General features: G+C 36.2%; 20 protein-coding genes. 14 read left to right on the forward strand and 6 right to left on the reverse strand.

Annotated elements, in window-relative coordinates:
- Positions 1-7: 7 nt before the first annotated feature.
- Both AC1M9N_RS00070 and AC1M9N_RS00075 read right to left on the reverse strand, forming a co-directional pair.
- A complete protein-coding gene (locus AC1M9N_RS00070) occupies positions 8-706 on the reverse strand; it encodes a DUF1826 domain-containing protein (protein WP_481954000.1) in 699 nt (232 codons plus the stop codon).
- A gap of 208 nt (positions 707-914) precedes the next feature.
- Positions 915-1,151 (reverse strand): VF530 family protein, encoded by a 237-nt coding sequence (locus tag AC1M9N_RS00075; RefSeq protein WP_035268632.1) that lies wholly within the window; start codon positions 1,149-1,151, stop codon positions 915-917.
- A 412-nt stretch (positions 1,152-1,563) separates the two neighbouring features.
- Here AC1M9N_RS00075 and AC1M9N_RS00080 point away from each other — a divergent pair, with 412 nt between their 5' ends.
- From AC1M9N_RS00080 to AC1M9N_RS00115, 8 genes are all read left to right on the forward strand, one after another.
- Positions 1,564-2,184 (forward strand): hypothetical protein, encoded by a 621-nt coding sequence (locus AC1M9N_RS00080; protein ID WP_481954001.1) that lies wholly within the window; start codon positions 1,564-1,566, stop codon positions 2,182-2,184.
- Between the two features lie 21 nt (positions 2,185-2,205).
- A complete protein-coding gene (locus AC1M9N_RS00085) occupies positions 2,206-2,766 on the forward strand; it encodes a hypothetical protein (protein WP_481954002.1) in 561 nt (186 codons plus the stop codon).
- Between the two features lie 2 nt (positions 2,767-2,768).
- On the forward strand, positions 2,769-2,903 hold the full coding sequence (locus tag AC1M9N_RS00090) for a hypothetical protein (protein WP_257978080.1): 135 nt from the start codon (positions 2,769-2,771) through the stop codon (positions 2,901-2,903).
- A gap of 404 nt (positions 2,904-3,307) precedes the next feature.
- A complete protein-coding gene (locus AC1M9N_RS00095) occupies positions 3,308-4,720 on the forward strand; it encodes an amidase (protein WP_481954003.1) in 1,413 nt (470 codons plus the stop codon).
- A 115-nt stretch (positions 4,721-4,835) separates the two neighbouring features.
- On the forward strand, positions 4,836-6,581 hold the full coding sequence (locus AC1M9N_RS00100; RefSeq protein ID WP_481954004.1) for a SulP family inorganic anion transporter: 1,746 nt from the start codon (positions 4,836-4,838) through the stop codon (positions 6,579-6,581).
- 162 nt (positions 6,582-6,743) lie between these two features.
- Positions 6,744-7,946 (forward strand): serine/threonine transporter SstT, encoded by a 1,203-nt coding sequence (gene sstT / locus AC1M9N_RS00105; protein WP_481954005.1) that lies wholly within the window; start codon positions 6,744-6,746, stop codon positions 7,944-7,946.
- A 34-nt stretch (positions 7,947-7,980) separates the two neighbouring features.
- Entirely contained in the window at positions 7,981-8,658 is a 678-nt protein-coding gene (locus AC1M9N_RS00110) for a YoaK family protein (RefSeq protein ID WP_092766442.1), read from the forward strand.
- A 12-nt stretch (positions 8,659-8,670) separates the two neighbouring features.
- Positions 8,671-9,207 (forward strand): DUF2058 domain-containing protein, encoded by a 537-nt coding sequence (locus AC1M9N_RS00115; RefSeq protein ID WP_481595267.1) that lies wholly within the window; start codon positions 8,671-8,673, stop codon positions 9,205-9,207.
- 31 nt (positions 9,208-9,238) lie between these two features.
- Here the strand turns inward: AC1M9N_RS00115 and AC1M9N_RS00120 are convergent, their stop codons facing one another.
- Positions 9,239-9,517 carry a hypothetical protein gene (locus tag AC1M9N_RS00120; RefSeq protein ID WP_481954006.1) on the reverse strand — a complete coding sequence of 93 codons (279 nt, stop codon included), beginning with the start codon at positions 9,515-9,517 and terminating at the stop codon, positions 9,239-9,241.
- A 255-nt stretch (positions 9,518-9,772) separates the two neighbouring features.
- Here AC1M9N_RS00120 and AC1M9N_RS00125 point away from each other — a divergent pair, with 255 nt between their 5' ends.
- The 6 genes from AC1M9N_RS00125 to AC1M9N_RS00150 all read left to right on the forward strand — a co-directional run bounded on the left by AC1M9N_RS00125 (position 9,773) and on the right by AC1M9N_RS00150 (position 16,294).
- Positions 9,773-11,014: a mechanosensitive ion channel family protein gene (locus AC1M9N_RS00125; RefSeq protein ID WP_228143075.1), complete on the forward strand. Its 1,242-nt coding sequence runs from the start codon at positions 9,773-9,775 to the stop codon at positions 11,012-11,014.
- A gap of 30 nt (positions 11,015-11,044) precedes the next feature.
- Positions 11,045-12,910, forward strand: a complete 1,866-nt coding sequence (locus AC1M9N_RS00130; protein WP_481595268.1) for an ABC transporter ATP-binding protein — start codon at positions 11,045-11,047, stop codon at positions 12,908-12,910.
- Positions 12,897-13,331, forward strand: coding sequence for a MaoC family dehydratase (locus AC1M9N_RS00135; protein ID WP_035267505.1), 435 nt, complete (start codon positions 12,897-12,899; stop codon positions 13,329-13,331). Before AC1M9N_RS00130 ends, AC1M9N_RS00135 begins: the two co-directional genes overlap by 14 nt.
- 116 nt (positions 13,332-13,447) lie before the next feature.
- Positions 13,448-14,479 (forward strand): AraC family transcriptional regulator, encoded by a 1,032-nt coding sequence (locus AC1M9N_RS00140; RefSeq protein ID WP_179997980.1) that lies wholly within the window; start codon positions 13,448-13,450, stop codon positions 14,477-14,479.
- A 68-nt stretch (positions 14,480-14,547) separates the two neighbouring features.
- Complete coding sequence (gene gcvH / locus AC1M9N_RS00145) at positions 14,548-14,922, forward strand: glycine cleavage system protein GcvH (RefSeq protein ID WP_035267502.1); 375 nt, start codon at positions 14,548-14,550, stop codon at positions 14,920-14,922.
- 196 nt (positions 14,923-15,118) lie between these two features.
- Positions 15,119-16,294: an MFS transporter gene (locus AC1M9N_RS00150; RefSeq protein WP_481609653.1), complete on the forward strand. Its 1,176-nt coding sequence runs from the start codon at positions 15,119-15,121 to the stop codon at positions 16,292-16,294.
- A 54-nt stretch (positions 16,295-16,348) separates the two neighbouring features.
- Here the strand turns inward: AC1M9N_RS00150 and AC1M9N_RS00155 are convergent, their stop codons facing one another.
- The 3 genes from AC1M9N_RS00155 to AC1M9N_RS00165 all read right to left on the reverse strand — a co-directional run bounded on the left by AC1M9N_RS00155 (position 16,349) and on the right by AC1M9N_RS00165 (position 21,255).
- Positions 16,349-17,512 carry a PilT/PilU family type 4a pilus ATPase gene (locus tag AC1M9N_RS00155; RefSeq protein WP_481954007.1) on the reverse strand — a complete coding sequence of 388 codons (1,164 nt, stop codon included), beginning with the start codon at positions 17,510-17,512 and terminating at the stop codon, positions 16,349-16,351.
- Between the two features lie 160 nt (positions 17,513-17,672).
- Complete coding sequence (locus AC1M9N_RS00160) at positions 17,673-18,710, reverse strand: 3-deoxy-7-phosphoheptulonate synthase (RefSeq protein ID WP_481954008.1); 1,038 nt, start codon at positions 18,708-18,710, stop codon at positions 17,673-17,675.
- 409 nt (positions 18,711-19,119) lie between these two features.
- The gene (locus tag AC1M9N_RS00165) at positions 19,120-21,255 is read right to left on the reverse strand and encodes a sensor domain-containing protein (RefSeq protein ID WP_481954009.1); all 2,136 of its coding nucleotides are present in this window, start codon (positions 21,253-21,255) and stop codon (positions 19,120-19,122) included.
- Between the last annotated feature and the right edge of the window lie 350 nt (positions 21,256-21,605).

The following is a 21,605-nucleotide window of genomic DNA, read 5'->3' on the forward strand; positions in this document are numbered from 1 at the left end:
GAATTCCTTAACAAATTAAGAGTAATCTGAGTTCTCCTGCATTTTCTTTTGGAGCACGGTGAACACAAGGAAGTACTTTCTGATCAGGATGATCTACAGCCAAACGCCAGAGATGACCAATTCCTAAATTTAAAGGTGTTGCACCATTTTTAGGTTGATAGTGAAGATCCATATAGGTCTCTTCAAGAAAATCGTCAAACTCATGGTCTTCGCCATCAAACAATGATTTAATTTTTTGACGGATTTCTGGAATATGAATTTTTTGTTCAACCTGATCATTGGAAATAATATCGCTAGCTGCCCCGTAATAGGTACATAGATATGTATCCGTTGCTAATGGCGATCGATCTACATGAAAAGAATATACATCAGTGCTGATAAAATTCAATTCTTCATCACGTTGATATTTTTTGATTAAGTTTAAAGACGGCGATGCACCCAATTCGGTGAGTAACATTATATCATTGAGGATAATGTCTCTCGCTTTGATTGCAGAGTCTGAAAGTTTGAGTTGCTCTAATTGAGTGATGGTAATTTCAGTAATATCTTCTATGAGTGTAAGTTTTTCAACGATTTCTTTGAAATTGTAATCTAAATGCCTATACCAACATAAAGCATTGACATGGTCTTCAAAAACTTCATTCGCTAATGCTTGGAAGGTATTCACCAATTTGGCTTGAGGATATGAGTGAATGAGTTCGAGCATATGATCTAAAACTTTTTAAAAACATATTATAGCTTTTAGCTCTAGACTTGATAAGACTGGATTTAGATGATTGATCGTTGTCCTATGTAGTAGGAGAGTGGGGCTTACACCCATAACTACACGATGTCAACAAAAACGATAGATACTCATTAAGGCTATTCTACGATTGGGTCTAAAAGATTAAACATAGCGTGAGTTTTTTTGTTGGCTACAATTTCTGTTTAGCTTTTTGACGGAGAACATACAAATATAAGCTTTCTACTTTTTCACGTGCCCATGGAGTAGTCCGTAGAAATCGTAAAGATGATTTAACACTTGGGTCGATGCAAAAACAACGAATTTCAATTTTACGACTTAATCCTTCAAAGCCTCCGTAGTAATCCAATAACTCATCTAAAATGTCAGCGAGTTTTTTTCCATGTAAAGGGTCATTGGAGGTGTTCATAGTTGATCAACTGAATTGTTTAAGATAAGCATTATAACCTGAGCTAGTTAAAAATTGAGAACGTTGCTGTATATACTCAATGAACCATCAAAAATGACAGATTGTGTTTTGGTTTTAAAAAAAATTTTCCTAATTTGAATTCTAATCATTCGTTCTTTTATGCCATGTAACAAGACGATGGGTAGTATTGGTGTGCTGTTTAAAATAAAGTAATAGGAGTTGATAATGTCTGGTATTCTGATTGTTGAATAACTTATATTATGTTTCTTAAGATATTTAGCAACGTGAATTTTCATGTTGCTGAGCTGTAGCATAGCAGCAAACAAACTGTGTAGGCCTACAGTCTCAGATATTTTATTTAACATAAAATGAAGTTATGCGACTTCAGAATGACTTAATACTTGAGAAAAAGATGACTGACAATCAAATAGATTATTCCACCTATGTACCTATTGGAGGAGATTTCTCTAATGTTTTTGATCATAATGATTATCGTGCAATGATTAATTCCCCAGATACTATGGGGGTTATTTTACGTGGGCATTTAATTCTAGAAGATTTTCTTAATATTTGGTGTGCCAAAATTACACATACAAATGATTTATTCTCAGGCCGAGGAAGTAATCCTTCATTTAAAGCTAAATTAAATATATCTAAGAATCTAGGTTTGAATGAAGATTTTTACGATGCTATTGACAAGTTTAATGACATAAGAAATAGATATTCACATCGTCGACAATATTTACTTGAAGATAGCCGTTTAGATTCACTTAGATTGAAAGTTGATGCCTTACCTTCAGGTCATAGTGGATTTCTGCCTTGTGATCAGCTATGTGTATATTTAGAAGGAACTAACATGACGACTGGTGAACGAGTAAAACAGGAATACCTTTATAAAGATGCTGATTTAAATAAGAAAATTATGATTGTATTTGTGACTTTAGTTATGAAGCTACTTATATGGATGCAAGAACAGTTTATTCAACGTAGAATTGATTATAAATTAATTTCAGATTTACCTGTGCCTAAATAAATGGTTTGAGCTATTGTAAATATGAAATTTAAACGTTTTTTTAAAAAAGATGAACCAAAAGCTGAGTTACCAAAGGTTGATAGAGAGAAATATAAAGCTCTTTATGAATATCAAAAAGCTCAGCTTGAAGATGAAAAAAATAGATTTGGTAAATTAGAAGATAAAGCAGCTAAATATTTAACTGCTTTGACTGTAGCAATAACTGCATATGTCCTAATAGTTAGATGGGTTTTTGAGTGGACTTCAAAGCCAGAGTATCTATATTTCTTATTAGTTAAGGCGGTTATTTCGATTACTTTTTTTCTTTTCTGTATTGCATGGGGCTTTATTCTCTCAAGCATAAAACTTCGTTCAGTTGCAAAGATGTCTTCAGATGAAAGTCTTATCAATTTTTTTAAAGAGAAAAAATTAGAATCTGTTTATTTAACATTAGCGAAAAATTATGCTCAAATTATATCTAAATATCGCATAGAAAATGAGAAAAAAACTGGATTAATGATTTGGGGATATAGGTTTACTATTGGTGCAGGTATCTTTTTTATGGTATCTATGATTCTTATTTTCTTTTATAAAATGGCTTAGATATGAGTATAGATCCAAATATTTCGCAAAATGATTCTGAAGCAGTACCAGAAGAGTTTGATGTTCCTTTCGTTGTAGATATTCTTGAAAGTGATCAATCTGGTGGAAGCACAAGTGAATACTTCAGCGAAGATTGATTTTTTATGAACAAAAAAGGAGTCCACGTTATCTAATGGTGGACTCTAGTCTTAAATTTGAGAATAAAAGGACAGTTAATCTTCCTTACCTAAAACTTCTTCTCGGCATTTTATAACTTCTTCTGCTTTTAGATTCTTCAAGTCATATTTAATCAGAGCATGTAGTACATCTGATTCTTTCATCAAAATTTTTTTCTTAATGACGGGTTTTATCTAAGATTCCTTGATACTGAATTCTTAGCCATCACAAATTATATAAACCAATGTTAAGGGTTGTTGTTCCAGATACTCTATTTAACATAATATACATTATGCGAAATTGTGGTAATTCAATCTCTGGTCAATCGACAAATCAATATTTCATGTGTATACATATGCTTAGTCAATTTTAAAGAAAATCGATTATGGAAAATCAAAAAAGAATTCACGCTTTCACGGATGATATATTAGGTACGAGTGATGCGATTGAGCTCTCAAACAGAATTCAATCTAAAGACATCTCAATTGATGAAGTTATAAGAGCTACGATTGAACGCGCAAAATTCTTAAATCCTCTGCTAAATGCAATTGAATTCGAAAACTTCGAACAAATACTTAAATCGCCTACTTTTAAACCAAATCAGATTTTTTCTGCAATCCCTACATTTATTAAGGATAATTTGGATCTTATTGGTTTTCCTACGCAACAAGGATCAACATCGTTCAAATCCAAGGAAAAGGTCAAAAATTCTAAAATTACTCAACAAATGTTAGATACAGGCTTAATTGCACTGGGTAAATCCAAAATGCCTGAATTTGGCTTAAATGCTTCAACAGAATTTAAGTCTGGGGATTACACACGCAATCCTTGGCATACTGATTATTCGTGTGGAGCTTCTTCAGGTGGAGCTGCGGCACTAGTAGCTTCAGGCGTAGTACCAATTGCACATGCAAATGATGGTGGTGGTTCGATACGAATTCCTGCAGCAAATTGCGGTTTAGTCGGTTTAAAGCCGACACGTGGTCGTTGGTATCCAAATGAAGGTTCGCAGTATTTACCAATTGACCTTGTTTCAGATGGTGTTTTAACACGTTCTGTGCGGGATACCGCGTTTTTCTTTGCTGAAATGGAAAAACAATATAAGCCAAAAAAATTACCCGAAATTGGCTTAATCCAGCATCCATCCAGCAAACCTTTACGGATTGGTCTTGTTTATGATTCATTACAAACCAATACTGATGCTGAGACCCGTCAAACTGTTGAGTCTACTGCTCAATTACTCAGGAATTTAGGTCATCATATTGAAGAATTTTCACTTCCTATTCCAGATTGGTTTGTAGATGATTTCAGCCACTATTGGGGTTTTTTATCATTTATGATTCAACAGTTTGGAAAACCGCTACTTAGCAAAGATTTTAACGTGAATGAGTTAGATCATCTAACAGTTGGGCTTGCAAACTTGTACAAGAAAAATTTCTATAAAACCCCTTTATTTTTATACCGTTTAAAGCAAATCCAACGCATCTATCAACAAATCTTCCAACAATATGATGTCATCCTTTCGCCAGTTTTAGCGCATGTTTCGCCTCAAATTGGATATCTTTCACCTCAACTCGAATTTGATGTTTTATTTGAGCGTTTAAGGAATTATGTGGCATTCACACCTATTCAAAATATCGCAGGTGCTCCAGCGATATCATTGCCGATGGGTATGACCAAATTAGATTCAAGACCGATAGGTATTCAGCTTTCTGCTGATTTGGGACAAGAACGTTTACTGATAGATCTCGCTTATCAGCTTGAACAGATACAACCTTTTAAAAAAATATTCGATTAAATTCATACGCTAAGGATCATTAATCAAATTCTTGATGATCCTTATCAACTATACTCAGTGCTTGTTTATCACTTTTTATGCATAATATATACATAAATGTGATTTAGAGATTTGTATGGATTTAACGAAGCATTCTGTGGAACGAATCATCCCAGCTTGGAAATGGTTAAGAAAATACAATACTCAAGATTTTAAATCTGATCTTCTTGCATCTGTGATCGTGCTTGCAATGCTTGTACCACAAGGCATGGCATATGCCATGATTGCAGGCTTACCTCCAATTATGGGGTTATATGCCAGTATTATCCCTATGATTGCTTATGCATTGATTGGAGGGAGTACTACCCTTTCAATTGGTCCAGTTGCATTAATCTCCATGATGACTTTTGCTACATTAAAGCCATTATATGAAGTGGGTTCACCAGTCTATATTCAAGCTTCCTATTTGCTAGCAGTAATGGTTGGCATAATTTCATTTTTATTGGGACTATTTAGATTTGGTTTTTTGATTCGTCTCATTAGCCATCCTGTGATTAAGAGTTTTATCATTGCTTCAGCTGTCTTAATTGCATTAGGTCAAATAAAATTTATTCTTAATATTCCATTGCAATCCAGTAATTTAATCGAATTTTTTACGAGTTTGGCTAAATATATTTCTTTATATGATTTGGCCAGCTTATCTTTGGGTTTAGCTTCAATTTTAGCGCTCATTTATTTACCACAATTACTTAAAATTCCAGCATTTTCAAATCATCAAAAATTAATGCAATTTGTACAAAAAGCATTACCGTTATGCTTAGTGCTTTTTTCAATCTTACTGGTTCAATCCTTTGATTTAACTGCCTATGGAATTAAAACAGTAGGTGAAATTCCAAGTGGATTACCCCCTATTCAAATGCCGTACTGGACTTGGGACATGGTAAAAATATTGCTTCCTGGCGCAGTAATGATCGCTATGGTGAGTTTCGTTGAATCTATTTCGATCGCGCAAGCTACGGCTTTTCAATCACGTAGTAATTTGAACAGTAATCAAGAGCTTGTTGCGCTCGGTGTTGCAAATTTTGGCGCTGGAATCAGTGGCGCATTTCCTGTCACTGGTAGCTTATCACGTACAGTGGTCAATGCTGATGCTGGTGCAAAAACACCTATGGCTGGGGTTTTATCCTCGCTACTTATTATTGTGGTCAGTCTATATTTTACAAGCCTATTTGAATATTTACCTTTAGGAGTATTGGCTGCAACAATCATTGTGTCGATATGGAAACTTGTTGAAATTAAACCATTTATAGAGGCTTGGAAATATTCTAAAGCAGATGGTTTAGCAATGACTCTTACATTTTTAGGAGTGCTGTGTGTAGATATTACGACAGGCTTAATGGTGGGTATTATTTCAACATTTGTGTTGCTATTATGGAGAATTAGCCGTCCACATATTGCAGTGATTGGTCTCGTTGAAGGCACGCAGCATTTTAGAAATATTTCAAGACACCAGGTTATTACCAGTAAAAGGCTCGTTTCGGTGAGAATTGATGAAAATTTGAGTTTTCTCAATGCAAACACCCTGAAGGAATTTATTATTTCAGAGGTTAGCCAACATGATGAGCTTCAACATGTGGTCATTAACTGTTCCAGTATTAGTAATATTGACTATTCAGCTTTAGAGACTCTTGAAGAAATGAATTCTGAGTTATCTAAACTCAATATTCAACTACACTTAAGCGAAGTTAAAGGTCCTGTTATGGATCGCTTAAATTCAACCAATTGGATACATCATCTGACAGGTAAAATATACCTCACTCATTTCCAAGCAGTGTATGAATTAGACCCGCATTTCAGCGAAAATAAATCATCTTTTGCATAAGAATTTGATATTCTTAAGTAAGAATTATCAAAAAAAATCCAGTGATTTGATTCACTTAATTTTTATTATGAATAAGTTTTATATTTAAAATCATTTTTAAGTATAGAATACCCCACTTATTTATCCGATTTTAAGCCAGACTCGGCATTATTAGGTTCAGTTATGTTCACTGCTCTAGCACGTTTGAGTTTAGTCACCAAAATCATTATCGCCATTATTCTTGGCGTTTTGGTGGCTATATTTTTTCCTCAAGTTGCACCACAATTAAGCTTGCTGGGTGATTTATTTATTAAAGCCCTTAAATCTGTTGCACCAATTCTTGTTTTTGTTTTGGTCCTTTCTTCGATTGCAAACTTTAAAGTTGGTGATAGCAGCAGTGCGAAAATCAAACCCATTATGATGATGTATGCCGTAGGTATGTTTTTATCTGCGTTAACTGCTGTCATTGTGAGTAATTTATTTCCAAGCACTCTTTTCTTAGATGTCGCTGCGCAAGCTGATTTACAACCACCTGGCAGCTTGACTGAAATTCTTAAAAATTTATTACTCAGTTTTGTTGCGAATCCTATCGTTGCATTAAGTGAAGCAAACTTTATTGGGATTTTGGGTTGGGCTGTTGCACTGGGTATAGCATTTCGTCATGCCACAGACACCACAAAACAGTGTCTGACGGATGCTGCGAATGCCGTGAATCACGTGATTCGTCTTGTCATCAGTTTTGCACCTTTCGGTATTTTGGGACTTGTTGCAGTGACTTTTGCAGATGCAGGTCTTAAAACCTTAGCAAGTTATGCACAATTATTGTCTGTTCTATTAGGGACTATGTTCTTTGTTGCACTTGTAATTAACCCAATTATGGTGGCATTTGTTACGCGTTCAAATCCTTATCCATTGGTTATTCAATGTCTACGTGAAAGTGGGATCACCGCATTTTTCACCCGTAGTTCAGCAGCAAATATTCCGGTGAACTTGGATCTTGCCAAGCGTTTGGGCGTGAATGAATCGACATCGAGTGTAGCAATCCCGTTGGGAGCTGCAATTAATATGGCGGGCGCATCAGTAACGATTACTGTATTAACATTAGCAGCGGTGAATACACTTGGTATTTCCGTTGACTTTACTACAATGCTTGTTCTTTCTGTTGTGGCTACTGTTTCTGCCTGCGGTGCTTCAGGTGTAGCGGGTGGTTCACTGTTATTGATTCCTGTCGCTTGTGGCTTATTCAATATTTCACCAGATGTGGCTATGCAAGTTGTAGCCATCGGTATGGTGATCAGTGTTCTACAAGATTCAACTGAAACAGCCCTCAACTCATCTACAGATGTATTGTTTACTGCTGCGGTTGATCGCGCTCCTTCAAAATAATATATTCATGGCATAAACTTTTAGAATGAAAGATATGCCATTTCAATTCCTTCCAAACTGGGTACAATTTGGGGCTTTCATGCTTGCAGTAAATGCAGGCATGATCAACGTTTTGGGTCTCATTTCTTTATTACATCAGTCAGTTTCACACATGACAGGCAATGCAAGTTTGCTTGCCATCGGTCTTATTGACCATGATTTCAAAGCTGTAATTTTTCTTATTCTTATTATCCTGAGTTATGTTTTAGGCTCTAGTTTTAGCGGTCTGATATTGGGGAATAGTCAATTTAAACTCGGGCGCAGATATGGTCTACCATTGAGTTTAGTGACTCTTTTTATTCTGCTCTGTTGGGTATTTATTCCCTATTATCCTCGTTATGCACTGCTATGGGCATGTTGTGCGATGGGTGTACAAAATGCCATGGTAAGTCATTATAAAGGTGCGATTATACGCACGACTCACCTTTCTGGTGTCTTAACCGATCTTGGTTTAGCATTTGGATATTTTGTAAGAGGTCTTACAACGGAATCCAGAAAAGTTATTTTGCATTTAGTGATTTTATTTGGTTTTATTATTGGCAGTACTGTTGCGGCATTCAGCTATCCTTATTTACAATTAGAAGCGTTTTTAATTCCTGCAGGTTTAAGTTTTTTACTGACCCTGATCTATTGGATTTTATATTTCCGTCATTGTTATTTTCAAAAATCGTAGTTGGTATTACTCATGGTAAAAAATGCCTTGCAAGCACAATTGCTCAAAGCTGGTTTAGTCGATCAAAAAAAGGCTAAAAAACTTTCTAAACAAGCTGTGCATGAGCAACGCACGGGTCAAAGCAACGAAGCTGAGATTAAAGCTAAAATTGAACAAGATTTAAAGCAAAAACTAGAAAAAGATCAGAATCTTAATCTTGAAATCAAACGCCAGCAAGATGAAAAAGCATTACGTGCAGCAGTAGTGCAAATGATTGGTCAACATAAAATCAAAGATATTGATGGTGAAATCAGCTACCAGTTCGTTGATGAAAATAAAATCAAGAAAATTTATATTAATCAACAAGTTTACAATGCACTCGTGGCAGGCACATTAGTCATCGCTAAAGATCAAGCCGGTTATGCAGTTCTACCAAGAGCGCTATCTGAGCGGATTAATGAAAAAGTCGAAGGATTTATTATTGTGAATAATGCTGAGAAAAATGAAGCTATTACAGATGAGGAAGATCCATATGCAGCTTATGTTATTCCAGATGATTTAATGTGGTAAATTACTCTAAAGCCTAATTTATTAGGCTTTTTTAACGCTTTATATGTGATTCAGATTGCGGTTCAGCAAGTATAAATTCACGATTAAGTTGCTTTGAGTCATATTGCTGCTTCCAATCATCACGAGATGAGTCTATCAATTTTCTGCGCTCGTCTTCTATTCTCTGATTCGATTTTTTTTCAATCGATGGTATTTTGGAGAGCTCAAAAAAATCAATGGATTGACTTTCTCTCATTATTTTTTCATTTTCTAACTGCTGAAGATGAGCAAGTTCAATAATGCTTCTTTGAGGAGCTTTCGCAAAAAGCAAAGAACACAGAGAGATCGATATAAAAAAGATTAAATTAGATTTAAATATGGGTTTTATAATTTGAAAATGTAATGACGATAATCTACGAAATTTTTATAGTGTGACTTATTTCACATTAATTTTATTTAAAATAGAATTTCATAAAATGTATTTCAAGTAATTAATTTAATCTATTCTGTTTGATAAACGTTAACTCTAATAAATTTAATAACTTAAACCATTAAGCTAATGCCAATTCATTTAGAGGTGATCAAGTTGGACAGATTAAATTTTGTAACTCAAATCCAAGAATGGTCAGATCAATTTCCTTGGTTAGAGATGTTGACCTCTCTGAGCATTCTTATTCTCATTGCATTTATCGCAAATTTTATTGCTAAACAAGTGGTCGTCCGTGGTATTCGCAAAATTATTAGCAAACTACGTTTTAGTTATAGTGATGTCTTAGCGGAACATAGCGTTATTCGAAGAATTGCAAACATTGTCCCAGCATTGGTGATTATGAATGGAATTGTGACGGTTCCTCACCTGTCTGAAAAAGTCATTACATTGATTCAGATGTTTGCACAAGCCTTCATTTTCTTAACCATTGCCTTGGCAATTAGTCAGCTTCTCACCATTTTTAATATTATTTATCAACGTAATCCTAAATCTCACAATAAGCCAATTAAGGGTTATTTACAGTTAGTTAAACTCATTATTTTTGTTGTTTGTGCACTGATGGTCATAGGAACATTTCTTAAAAAAGATGTTTTCACGCTATTGGCAGGTTTCGGGGCAATGGCAGCAGTGCTCATGCTGGTTTTCCAAAATACAATTCTATCTCTAGTGGCTTCAGTTCAAATCTCTTCATATGACATGGTTCGGATTGGTGATTGGATTGAAATGCCAACCTTAAATGCGGATGGCGATGTCATTGATATGTCATTACATACGGTGACCGTACAAAACTTTGATAAGACCTATACCACTATTCCGACCAATCGTTTGGTGACAGATACTTTTAAGAACTGGCGAGGTATGCAAGAGCAAGGTGTTCGTCGTATTAAACGTGCACTCTATATCGATCAAAATAGTGTTCACTTCTTATCTGCAATGGAATACAGCAAACTTAAAGAATTTCTGATTTTAGAAAAGTATCTGGATGAGAAACAAACTGAGTTAAAAAACTTTAATCAGCAATACGCAAATAATGGGGTCAATAACCAACGTCGTTTAACCAATTTAGGAACATTCCGCGCATATATTGAATACTATTTAAAAAATCATCCAGGTATTGCACAAAATCAGTCCTTAATCGTTCGTCAATTACAACCGACAGGTGAAGGTTTGCCTATAGAAATTTATGCTTTTACAAATACGACAGCATGGGTGGCTTATGAGGCGATCCAATCCGATATTTTTGATCATCTTTTGGCGATTCTTCCTGAGTTTGGATTAAAAATATTCCAGATTCCTTCTGGGAATGATTTCAAGATTCCTCAAGACACAGTAAACTGAGTTTTGATTAGATGAATTAAGATTAGTCGTATGCTGCAGTGGTTTGAAAGACTCGTTGATCCATATCCATCCAAAGATTTAAATCAGCCCTTGCCGAAGAAATTTTTTCCATTTGTTTGGCAAGCAGCATCAGGAGTTAAGCGCTATCTCTTGGTGTTGGTGTTATTTACTGCAGCAACAGCTTCATTTGAAGCTATTTTCTTCTCTCAAATTGGTCATTTAGTTGATTGGTTGTCCGCATCGACGCCTCAAAATTTTCTCGAAAATAACCAAACAAATCTGATGATTTTGTCTGGTTTTTTACTTGCTAATATTTTCTTTGCAAGTTTGCAATCAATCATAAGGCATCAGATATTATTCAGCAGCTTTCCAATGCGCTTGCGTTGGCGTTTTCACAATTTATTACTTCTTCAAGGCTTGGACTTTTTTCATAATGATTTTGCAGGTCGATTGTCAGCTAAAGTCATGCAAACTTCACTTGCAGTTCGTGAATTTTGGGTAATTTTGGGGGATATCGTTACTTATGTGGTGATTTATTTTATTACCATCAGTGTGGTTTTAGGAAACGTCTCCCCTCTTCTCCTTATTCCCCTGATGGCATGGCTGATTTTATTCATTGGCGCGGCATCCTTCTTTATCCCGCGACTTGGAAAAATTTCAAAAAAGCAGGCTGATGCACGCGCGGTGATGACTGGTCGTGTGACTGATGCTTATACAAATATACAAACAGTAAAATTGTTTGCACATGCTGGTCGTGAAAGCCAATATGCCAAAGAGTCTATGCAACTTTTTATGAAGACGGTGTATACCCAGATGCGTCTGGGAACTGCTTATGAAATTAGCATTAATCTACTGACCGCAATTTTATTTTTTGGCGTTTTAGGTACAGCAGTTTGGCTTTGGTTTATTGGTGAAGCAAACATCGGTGTGATCGCCGCAACGACAGCCATGATTTTAAAGCTGAATAGTATGGCTTCTTTTATGATGTGGCAAACTTCAGCCTTATTTGAAAATATTGGTACCATCCAAGATGGGATGACCACGCTAGCCAAACCAATAGCAATTCAAGACAAAGAAGCTGCACTGCCACTCGAGGTACACTCTGGTGCGATTAAATTTGATAATGTGAGCTTTGCATATAATCAAAAAAATGTTATTAATCACTTGAATTTAGAAATTAAACCGGGTGAAAAAATTGGAATTGTCGGTCGGTCTGGTGCTGGAAAATCGACACTGATCCAACTACTACTTCATTTTTATCAAACCCAACAAGGTAAAATTTATATCGATGGCCAAGCGATTGATGAAGTCACCCAAGATAGTTTAAGAAAAAACATTGCTCTCGTGACGCAGGATACTTCTTTGCTGCATCGAAGTGTTGCTGAGAATATTAAATATGGTCGACCTGAAGCGACCGATGAAGAAATGTATGAAGCTGTCCGTAAAGCTCGAGCAGAAGAGTTTATTCCACAGCTTACAGATCTACGTGGTCAGACAGGATATGACGCTTATGTAGGTGAGCGTGGTGTAAAATTATCTGGTGGGCAAAGACAGCGTATAGCAATTGCACGGGTATTCCTAAAAGATGCTCCAATTTTGATTTTAGATGAAGCAACCAGCGCACTCGATTCAGAAGTGGAGGCTGCGATTCAGGCAAGCCTTGATGACCTGATGGAAGGTAAAACGGTAATTGCAATTGCACACCGCCTTTCAACAATCGCTCAAATGGATCGATTAATTGTTTTGGATCAAGGAAATATCGTAGAACAAGGATCTCACGATGAGCTGATCCAACAGAATGGAATTTATGCCCAACTTTGGCAACGCCAAACGGGTGGATTTTTAGTTGAACAAAAAGTGAAAGACAAGGAATTAGACGAAGATGCTTTATCTTGATGATTTAAAAGTGGGTGATCAGTTTAAAAGTCGTGAATATGAGTTAACACTCGAAGAAATTAAAGAATTTGCACAAAAATATGACCCTCAAGTCTTTCATACTGATGAAGAGGCTGCAAAAGATCATCCTATTTTTCAAGGTATCGCAGCCAGTGGTTGGCAAACTTCAGCCATTACCATGCGTCTCTGGACTGAATGTTTTCCAATTGCCAAGGGGCTTATCGGTTCAGAGTCAAGCTTAAGATGGCCAAAACCAGCTCGTGCAGGTGATCGTTTGCATGTGGAAGTTGAAATTGTTGCTATCAATCCTTCAAAAACAAAGCTAGATCGTGGAATTGTGAGTTATGTCACACAAACAAAAAATCAGCATGGTGATGTTTTGTTGATTTCAACCACAAAAATTGTCGTTTTTAAGGCTTAAACATCGGTTTCACACTAGATTTGTCCGACAAAATTGGTATTTTCTATCTGGAATTTATGTCAGTATTATTTTCACCAAAAATTATGAAAAAAATTGTGTAAAGCAATGGATCGCACATGAAAACAGTTTCAGTTCGCCCAGATTTAGGCATTCCAGGTGTTTACGGACTCTTACTTTTAGATGTTGTTTCTCGTTGGGGTTATAGTGCTGAGTCGCTATTCGCTCCCTTTGGATTCACCAACGAGCAACTTGCCGATCCTGAATTTAGAATTCCACTACATGTAGCGAATGAGATGATTATTCTCGCGCGCAAAATGACAGGTGAAAGTTCTCTTGGTTATCATCTTGGAAACCAAATGCGGATTTCTATCCATGGTTTTATTGGCTATGCCATTATGACCTCGAATGAGATTACTGATGCACTTATTTTAGCCAATCGCTTTATACAACTGCGTATGCCTTTTCTGCAATTTCATTTCTCGACATTTACAGAACAAGTTTCTTTGCAGTTACAATGTGATATTGATCTTGAACCGCTGAGAACTGAAATTGTCATGGCTTTGACTTTTGGTGTCATTACCATGGCAAAAGCACTGACAGGCATAAATGATTTGTATGGCGAAATTAATTTCGACTTTCCTAAACCTGAAGGCTTTGACAAATACATCAGTCGTCTACACCCTAAAACGATTATTCATTTTGACCAGACTCATTTTCTTGCCAGTTTCGATAAAAGTTATTTAGGCTTGAAGATGGTTAACGCAGATCCGATTGCCAGTCAAATTGCAATTAATCAGTGTGAAGCAGAACTATCAGAGCTTGGAGAACGCCGTCGAATTTCAATGCGTGTTCGCGATATTTTGACACATTCTGAACAGCACTATTTAAGTATTGAAAATGTGGCAGATCGCCTGCATATGTCTGATCGTACACTGAAACGTCAGTTGGCTGCAGAAGGAACTTCTTTTTCAACCTTAGTGGATGAAGTTCGATATCGTCATGCAACCTCCCTACTGTCACGTACTGACTATTCACTTGAACAAATCGCAGATGAACTCGGTTATTCAGATGTTGCGAATTTCAGTCGTGCATTTAAACGTTGGAGTGGTCGAAGTCCAAGCAGTTGGCGTAAAGATCCATATTTATAGAACTTTCGTTTTTAAATAAAACACTGTATAACACAAGAAAATTTTTCAAATCGAATTGAGGAGTCGTGATGAATCATCCTTCAGAGCTTAAATATGCTCGCACACACGAATGGGTACGTATTGAAGGTGATCTCGTTGTTACTGGGATCTCAGATCACGCACAAGATGCATTGGGTGATCTTGTCTATGTAGAAGCACCTGAAGTAGGTCGTGAATTGACTGCTGGTGAACAAGCGGGTGTAGTTGAGTCTGTGAAAACAGCTTCTGATATTCATGCTCCTGTAAGTGGTGTAGTTGTAGAAATTAATGAAAATCTAGAAGATGATCCAGATTTTGTAAATGATGATCCCTATGGCAAAGGCTGGATCTACAAAATTAAACCATCTAATTTGGCAGATGTAGAACAACTTCTCTCAAATACAGATTATGAATCAGGTTTGTGATATTTATGACCAGTCTTCGGACTGGTTTTTTATTTATACATTTTCGGATGAATGGCTCACTTTTTGCTGTAATTTTCATGTAATTTGATTATAATTAATTCAACTTCTCTCCCTACTTCATTGCTGACCAAAACCAAAAATAATTTTATTTGGCACAGATTGAAGCTTTTAATGGTTCAATATTTCAAGGTTGTCTATGTCTTCTATACATGCTGAGCATCTATGGAATAAATCTTTTATTCTGTGTCTAATTAATAACTTATTTATTTTCATCTTCTATTTTGCTCAGACAACGATATTGCCAATTTATATTCTTAATGATTTAAATGGTAATATTACCCAAGCTGGGCTTGCACTGACTTTGTTTCTAGCTTCATCGATCGCAATACGACCGTTTACCGGTCTCATTATCGAGAAGATTGGGCTTAAAAAAGCACTTTATATCTCTGAGTCATTTTTTGTACTGCTCTCTTTCGCTTATATCTTTGCTGATAATCTAACCTTATTACTGGTCATTCGGTTACTACAAGGAATTTGGTTCAGTATTTTGACCACTGCCATGATACCAATCGTCAATGACTTCATTCCAAATCAGCGTAAAGGTGAAGGCATGGGCTATTTTGTCATGTCAGTCAATCTTGCCATTGTACTAGGACCCATGTTGGGCTTGATTCTCATTCAACCATGGGGATATATTCCAGTGGCTACACTTTTAGCTGCAATTGTTTTTATTGGTTATTTGTTCTGCTTTTTGATCCCGATCCAGACACAATTTCAAACTGTTAAGCGCAAAACAAAAATTAGTGTTCATGATTTTGTTGAGATTAAAGCTTTACCTGTTGCGATGATGGCGATGCTCATCTCATTTTCTTATGCAAGTATCATGTCTTTTATCTCGACATATGCTGAATCAAAAAATTTATTGACCTATGCGAGCTTATTCTTTGCTGTTTTTGCAATTTCCATGATGCTTCTAAGACCCTTCACAGGAAAGTTATATGACTCTAAGGGTCCTGCCTACGTTGTCTATCCAGCGATTGTGAGCTTTAGCATTGGGCTATTCATTCTAAGCCAAATTCATTCTGCTGCCGGATTATTGATATCTGCTGTCTTTATTGGTATAGGCTTTGGGTCTGCTCAGCCATGTCTCCAAACGCAAGCCATTCAAGCTGTTGCACGTGAACGAGTTGGACATGCGAGTTCAACTTTTTACACCTTTTACGATATTGGCATCGCATTAGGTTCTTTTATTCTAGGTATTGTGATCACACACTATCAGTATTCGATTGCATATATATTATGCGCTATATTGACGCTTTTGAGCTTGCTGTTTTACCGCTTCGTTGTTCAAACTAAAGTTAAAACGGTCTAGATAGCTAAAAATTTGTCCAAAAAAAAGCCTTCAGATGAAGGCTTTTTTATTTAATTAGCTCTCTGCATCTTCATCAAACATACTGAAGGTTTGTGAAGAGGTTTCAGCATTCTCTCGGACGCGTGTACTTTTTAGCTTAATCTGTAGACGTAATTCATTTTTAGAGTCAGCATTACGAATGGCTTCATCATAACTGATCGCACCTTCGTTATATAAATCAAATAATGCTTGGTCAAATGTTTGCATACCAAGTTCTCGCGACTTGGTCATAATTTCTTTCAACTCATGAAAGTTACCTTTCAAAATCAAATCAGAAACTAAAGGTGTATTTAGCATGACCTCTACAGCAGCTCTACGTCCGACACCATCTTCAGTTCGAACTAAACGTTGAGAAATAATGGCTTTCATATTTGATGAAAGATCCATAAGCAACTGATTGCGCCGTTCTTCAGGGAAAAAGTTGATAATTCGATCCAAGGTTTGATTGGCATTATTCGAATGTAACGTGCCTAAGCACAGATGACCGGTCTCTGCAAAAGCGATCGCATGCTCCATGGTCTCCGTATCACGGATTTCGCCAATTAAAATTACATCTGGTGCCTGACGAAGTGTATTTTTAAGCGCATTATGCCATGAGTGACAGTCCACTCCGACTTCTCGGTGAGTGACCATTGATTTTTTATGTTTATGCACGTATTCAACTGGATCTTCTACAGTAATGATGTGCCCTGCTGAGTTCTCATTACGGTAATCAATCATGGCAGCAAGTGAAGTAGATTTACCCGATCCAGTGCCACCAACCACTAGAATTAAACCTCGCTTTTCCATTACCACATCTTTCAATGTTTCTGGTAATTTCAACTTTTCAAAGTTTGGAATTTCAGAGGTAATGGTACGAATGACCATCCCTACATTAAGTTGCTGTTGAAAAACATTCACGCGAAAGCGCGATACATCTGGGACATTAATGGCAAAATTACATTCTAATTCACTCTCAAATTCTGCTCTTTGTTTTTCATTCATTAAGCTATAAGCGAATAGCTTTGTTTTTTCTGCAGTCAGAGCTTGAGAACTTAAAGGCTTCATTGCACCTTGATGTTTCATACTTGGTGGAAAATCAGCTGAAATAAATAAATCCGATCCCTCATGGTCAAAAACGCTTTTAAGCAATCTGAACATGAATTGCCGAGCTTCGCTAAGTAATTCATTACTGAACATTAATTTCCCCAAGTTATAAATATTAAATACTTAAAATACTAATAGAAATATAAGGTTATTTCAGCTGTTTCATCAAATATTTAATGCTTTAAACGAACATTCAAATCTTAAGGGCATAAAAAAGAACCCATATTTCATGAGTTCTTTTTTACGAATTATATTAGGAGAGTTGTTGGGCAATATCCAAAATCAATTGCTCTGTACTTAACCAACCCAAGCATCCATCAGTCACTGATTGACCATAAGTCATGTGATCAGAAATTTTCTGATTGCCATCGACTAAAAAGCTTTCTAGCATGACGCCGCGGACTTGTGTTTGAGGTCGTTCATTCACAATTTGCTTTAATACAGCAGGTTGATTCAATGGATTCTTAGCACTGTTTCCATGGCTACAATCAATAATCAAAGATGGTAATATATGGTTATTGTTTTCTTGAATCTTTTTAATTTCAGCGAATTGGTAATTTGTACCCTGATTCGATCCACGTAAGATCAAATGTGCGTGCGGATTACCCTTTGAAGATAAAATGCTTGGAGCACCATCTTGACTTAAACCAAGAAATTGATGCGGTTGTGAAGCGGACTGAATGGCATCCAATGCAATTTGGATTGATCCATCTGTACCATTTTTGAACCCAATGCTATAAGGCATATGGCTAGATATTTCACGGTGAATTTGCGATTCGCTTGTTCTCGCCCCAATCGCGCCCCATGAAATCAAATCATCAAAATATCCTGTTGCCATTGGGCTTAAGATTTCTGTGGCCAACGGCAAACCCATTTCAGCAATTTGAATGAAGAATGATCTAGACTGTTCAAGTCCTTTTTGCATATCTGCTGAACCATTTAAATCTGGATCATACAAGAAGCCTTTCCATCCTACAGTGGTGCGAGGTTTTTCAATATAAGTACGCATCACGATGAAAATCTGATCTTTGACTTGTTCTTGCAGTTGTTTTAATTTTTGTGCGTATTCGAGGGTTGCTTTAGGATCATGAATCGAACATGGACCAGTAATGACCAATAAACGTGGATCATGACCCGCTAAAATGTCTTGTATTGTTTGGCGATGTTGACGAATTTGAAGTGAAACTATCGGACTAACAGGTAAAGTTGATTTTAGTTCTAATGGTAAGCTTAATTTTTTTTCTAAAGTATGTTGAGCCGTGGTTATAAGCTGAGAATTAATTGCATTCATCTTGAATTCCTTTGGGCAGCAATTGCCCTATCTTTTATTTGAGCGTGAGGTGTCTATTGGCTGGGTTTTGTTCTTGACTAAAATAGAACCAATAACCGTTGCTAAAATAAAAAGTATTCAATGTTTTCATGAGATGCTCCTATATTTGTTGAGATGAAAAAAAACCTGATTGGTGTTGCCAATCAGGTATAAACTTGATGGGCAACATTTTTGTTGCCCGAACACGTCTAGGCAACTAGATGTTAAATTGCCAAAAATAATAATAAGCGTTAGTAATCAAGTGTGTCGTTTTCATCAAATTATCTAAAATATAACCCTTAAAAGTAAAATACGCATAAATAAACTGATTGACAAGCAATTTATATAAAAAATATCGTTATATCAATCATAACTCAAATATATCAATGGTTTATTGCTTATCTGTAGGAAGCCAATCTTTTATAGCACATACTTGTTTGAGCATCAGTTGCTCAGCCTCAGACTTACAAATCGCTTGGCTAAATAAAAAGCCTTGACCATATGCACAGCCAACATCCTGAAGACTTAAGAGCTGTTGGCATGTTTCGACACCTTCTGCGATTACATCCAATGACAGAATAGGTCCGAGCTTAGCAATGCCCTCTACAATTGAATTGATTGACTTTTCCTCATTCATTCGATTCACAAAAGCATAATCAATCTTGAGACAGTCGACAGGATAATCTCTTAAATGCGTCATTGAAGAATGACCGGTTCCGAAATCATCCAATGAGATTCGAAGACCATAATTTTTGAGCTTTTGTAGTGCTCGAATCACAAATTCTATTCCACGCTCAGCCAGAATATGTTCTGTAATCTCAACCTCGATTAAATGAGCAGGAATTTGATGTCGTTCTAAACGTTGAATTAACAATTCTGCATAATTGTCACGCATGAATTCAACTGGAGAGGCATTAATTGAGATCGGTACAAGTTGAACGCCCTTAGACATCCAATCTGCCATGTCACTGAAAATCTTTTGATGCATGATTTCACTGATTTTACTGGCCAGCTCATAATCGTTAAACGCTTCTGAGATTGAAGCTGGATAATGAAGTTGCTGCTGTGTATCATGCCAACGCATCAAAGCCTCAAATCCGATTAGCTGACAGTTATCTAAGCGAACCTTAGGTTGATAATACGGTTCGATTAAATTGTCCTGTATGATATAGCGAGCAGTATCAAGTTGTTGCATCTTCTTTTCAGCAAGTGCAAACATTTCGTCATCATACATACGATACCCACCACGACCTTTTTCTTTAAGATCATTTAGAGCGGTATCCGCACATTTCATCAATCCGAATACATCTTGAGCATCTTTAGGATAAATGGCACATCCAATACTCATCCCACTATTAATCACTTTTCCTGCATAAGTAATGGGGGCAATATTTTGTTTAAGCACTTTCTGTGTAGTTTGATGTAATTCTTCTTCTGAGGTCATCCCTGAGACAATAATTGCAAATTCATCTCCACCTAAACGTGAAACAATACACTTGCGATCCAAACTCTTTTGCAGACGTTTAGATAAGACTTTAAGTAGATGATCTCCAGCAGGATGACCTAAAGTATCGTTAATGTTTTTAAAATGATCGAGATCAATAAACATCATACCAATAAGTGTTTTTTCACGATTTGCTTGTGAAATCGCCGCTTTTAATTTATTTTTGAAGGCACGACGATTCATCAGACCAGTCAGATCATCATATTCACTGCTGATTTTTAGTTTAGCTTCGGCAACACGTTGACGGGTAATATCACGTGATACACAGAGAATACTGGTCGTATTTCCTTGTTCATCATGCACAGGTGTTAAAATATTATCCCAATACATCACAGTATCGCCGTGTGTGCTCATCCCCGCAAAACGGGCATTCTTCCCTCGAGCTGCTGTTTTAATCGCTTTTGCCCCCTGTTCACGTACTTCAGGTGGTAACAGCGTTAACCAATCCATTCCAAATTTCTTAACACGCTCTTGACCCAGTAATGCCATGCATCCAGATTTGTTCATGTGTTCAAGCTTGCCATCTGGTGTGATAATTTTTATACAGTCTACGCTGACATCGAGCATATCTGTATTGGCACGCAAGGCCTCAGCAGTTTCACGCATTTTGATTGTACGATCATGGATATTTGTGCAACTTATCATCCAATTTTGCTGGTTGGATTGAATCACCTTAGGTTCAGCAAGCATTAAGAACCAAAGATATTCACCTGATTTATTTTTTATACGACACTCTTTTTCAAATTTCTGACCGTTTTTTTGAGCATCATTCCAAATCTGATAAAGATGTTCAGCATCATCAGGATGAACAAATTTAAGCCAGTCTACGTCACGTAAGATTTGCGTATCCGCACCGATATATTGTTTAAATGCGAGATTACAATACCCTGAGTTGGTGTGACTGACCCAAATCAAATTGGGCAGTAAATCGAGTGCAAATTTAAAGTCATCTGACAGTGTTAGATGCAAAGGCACAGCTTTGGACTGTAAATGATCAGCTCTATTCAGATCCAGAATGCTCATAGTTCACCTATTCGAAAATAACAACCCATCAAAATGACGAATACAAAAATCAGCGTAAAAATTTAGAATTTAATTAATCAGTATTTAAATTTAGTTAATAATGATTATTAATCATCATTAATTATAAAATACGTGATAATAATAACACTTAAATGGATTAAATTAATACAAATACCATTTCTGCATGATACATAATTTTTATCACTTGTGAATATTAAATAGACAAAATGCATAAAAAATAATGAAATACGACACAATAATGAATTTATTTGATAATTCGACATCTTAGAATTAAATAATTTCGATTTTAATTAAAAAAAATACCTACTTATATTAAGTAGGTGTTGAAT

This window comes from Acinetobacter sp. ANC_7655, assembly GCF_056784015.1.

Bases quoted from the DNA above. Each gene is read 5' to 3' on its own strand.
- sstT (WP_481954005.1), top strand. From the start codon at position 6,744: ATGTTCACTGCTCTAGCACGTTTGAGTTTAGTCACCAAAATCATTATC.
- AC1M9N_RS00115 (WP_481595267.1), top strand. From the start codon at position 8,671: ATGGTAAAAAATGCCTTGCAAGCACAATTGCTCAAAGCTGGTTTAGTC.
- gcvH (WP_035267502.1), top strand. From the start codon at position 14,548: ATGAATCATCCTTCAGAGCTTAAATATGCTCGCACACACGAATGGGTA.
- AC1M9N_RS00135 (WP_035267505.1), top strand. From the start codon at position 12,897: ATGCTTTATCTTGATGATTTAAAAGTGGGTGATCAGTTTAAAAGTCGT.
- AC1M9N_RS00110 (WP_092766442.1), top strand. From the start codon at position 7,981: ATGCCATTTCAATTCCTTCCAAACTGGGTACAATTTGGGGCTTTCATG.
- AC1M9N_RS00100 (WP_481954004.1), top strand. From the start codon at position 4,836: ATGGATTTAACGAAGCATTCTGTGGAACGAATCATCCCAGCTTGGAAA.
- AC1M9N_RS00150 (WP_481609653.1), top strand. From the start codon at position 15,119: ATGTCTTCTATACATGCTGAGCATCTATGGAATAAATCTTTTATTCTG.
- AC1M9N_RS00165 (WP_481954009.1), bottom strand. From the start codon at position 21,255: ATGAGCATTCTGGATCTGAATAGAGCTGATCATTTACAGTCCAAAGCT.
- AC1M9N_RS00095 (WP_481954003.1), top strand. From the start codon at position 3,308: ATGGAAAATCAAAAAAGAATTCACGCTTTCACGGATGATATATTAGGT.
- AC1M9N_RS00075 (WP_035268632.1), bottom strand. From the start codon at position 1,151: ATGAACACCTCCAATGACCCTTTACATGGAAAAAAACTCGCTGACATT.
- AC1M9N_RS00155 (WP_481954007.1), bottom strand. From the start codon at position 17,512: ATGTTCAGTAATGAATTACTTAGCGAAGCTCGGCAATTCATGTTCAGA.
- AC1M9N_RS00160 (WP_481954008.1), bottom strand. From the start codon at position 18,710: ATGAATGCAATTAATTCTCAGCTTATAACCACGGCTCAACATACTTTA.
- AC1M9N_RS00085 (WP_481954002.1), top strand. From the start codon at position 2,206: ATGAAATTTAAACGTTTTTTTAAAAAAGATGAACCAAAAGCTGAGTTA.
- AC1M9N_RS00140 (WP_179997980.1), top strand. From the start codon at position 13,448: ATGAAAACAGTTTCAGTTCGCCCAGATTTAGGCATTCCAGGTGTTTAC.
- AC1M9N_RS00130 (WP_481595268.1), top strand. From the start codon at position 11,045: ATGCTGCAGTGGTTTGAAAGACTCGTTGATCCATATCCATCCAAAGAT.
- AC1M9N_RS00090 (WP_257978080.1), top strand. From the start codon at position 2,769: ATGAGTATAGATCCAAATATTTCGCAAAATGATTCTGAAGCAGTACCA.
- AC1M9N_RS00070 (WP_481954000.1), bottom strand. From the start codon at position 706: ATGCTCGAACTCATTCACTCATATCCTCAAGCCAAATTGGTGAATACC.
- AC1M9N_RS00080 (WP_481954001.1), top strand. From the start codon at position 1,564: ATGACTGACAATCAAATAGATTATTCCACCTATGTACCTATTGGAGGA.